This window comes from Monashia sp. HAY1-5C, from assembly GCF_056755255.1.
Genome location: NZ_JBPGXG010000553.1, coordinates 1 through 252 on the forward strand (window position 1 = coordinate 1; position 252 = coordinate 252).

General features: G+C 37.7%; 1 protein-coding gene. It reads right to left on the reverse strand.

Annotated features, from left to right (window positions below):
- The coding region (locus ACR9ZK_RS22740) for a hypothetical protein (protein ID WP_481344190.1) at positions 1 to 252 on the reverse strand (252 nt) is incomplete at both ends.

Below are 252 nucleotides of genomic sequence, written 5' to 3' on the forward strand. Positions count from 1 at the left end.
GTGCCAACTGATTGAAAGGCTTAAGCGCGTTATCATCAGCCATTGTCTGTCCAAGAAAATCTTTTTTCTGCATTCCTTTCATTCGTTTTGCGGCATCATTTCCGTTGAAGTAAGACTCATTCAGCTTTGTTGTAATTTCTGAAGGGTTGAAATCGAATTTTGTATCTCCTTCCACTCCAAGGTATCCATTTTTTCTGGTGAGGTTTGTGATGTAATTGTTATAGTTAATAAGCGTACCTCTGAACATTGAAT